This is a genomic window from Microcystis sp. LE19-41.2A, assembly GCF_027530405.1.
Classification (GTDB): Bacteria; Cyanobacteriota; Cyanobacteriia; order Cyanobacteriales; family Microcystaceae; genus Microcystis; species Microcystis aeruginosa.
Map to the genome: position 1 here is coordinate 1 of NZ_JAPZQJ010000027.1, position 1,132 is coordinate 1,132.

Annotated in this window: 1 protein-coding gene; it reads left to right on the forward strand. The window is 40.2% G+C overall.

Going from position 1 to position 1,132, the window contains the following annotated elements; translation table 11 throughout:
• Positions 1-239 precede the first annotated feature (239 nt).
• Positions 240-917 carry a PEP-CTERM sorting domain-containing protein gene (locus O9290_RS01480; protein ID WP_353852112.1) on the forward strand — a complete coding sequence of 226 codons (678 nt, stop codon included), beginning with the start codon at positions 240-242 and terminating at the stop codon, positions 915-917.
• Positions 918-1,132 lie beyond the last annotated feature (215 nt).

Sequence of the window (1,132 nt, forward strand, 5' to 3'; positions counted from 1 at the left end):
TTGCTAATAAACATAGCAAAATTATAGATGATTTCCTGACCTAAGATCACATTTTATTCTTTTTTCCACTTCAATCTAAGAATTGAGAAAAAAGCAAAACCTTATATTATACCATAAAAAAATTATGCAAGAGGTCTATTGAATGTTAAGAAGTGCGGAAGGTGGGTTGTAATTATTCTGTACAAAGATGAGAGGATTTTTCGTACCTGCTCTGATACTCTGGTTTTTATTCACCTTTAATGAGAGGAAATAACCTAGTGAAGCTCAATGCCCTTAATTCTTTAGCTTTCGCCACAGGGACAGTAACTCTACTGTTAAGTAGCGTGTCTTCTGTTAGTGCTTATACCATTTATACAAATCGGACTGCCTGGGAAGCGGCACTCGCCACTAACCCCTCGTACAAGATTACCATTGATACCTTTAGCAATACTATTTCTTCGGCACAGTCAATTACCCTAGATTCAGGGATTGTTTCCACTAATTCCGCTCCTCCCACACTGCCTAATTCGTTTAATAACAACAGTGTCAGCATCGTCAATCCTGGTGTTTACGATAATGCTTCCGGTACACTTGCGGGTGCTTCTGATACCATAACCTGGCAGTTTCCTGCTACCGTGTTGGCTTTTGGTGCTGACTTTTCCCGCATTGATGAGTTAACTCTTACTGGCAATTTCGATGGCACAGGAGACCAAACTATTTCTATCAATCCTACAATTGGTGGAGAGAATGGGTTTCTCGGTATTATCGGGACAGCAGAATTTAGTTCTGTTATCTTTGCCAATAATACAACAGCTGTCGATAGTTTTAGTATTGACAATGCTTCCTTTGCCACCAAAGTTCCTGAACCCAATGCGGTTGTTGCTTTCGCCATACTTGGGGGCAGTCTGTTGTTAATTAAGAAAGCCAAGGGCAGCTGACCGGCTGACAAGCAGATTGAAAGTGAGAAGTGATCAGTAATCAGTAATCAGTAATCAGTGAAAAGACAGTAGGCAAGTGCTATTTAATACTACTCACTTAACACATACTGTGGGTGCATCTGACATTAGCAGAAATACCGACAATCAGCAATTATTAGTGACTCTTAAATGATGACAAATGTATCAGCAGCTGCCTGTAAGCATCCCACCGAAAA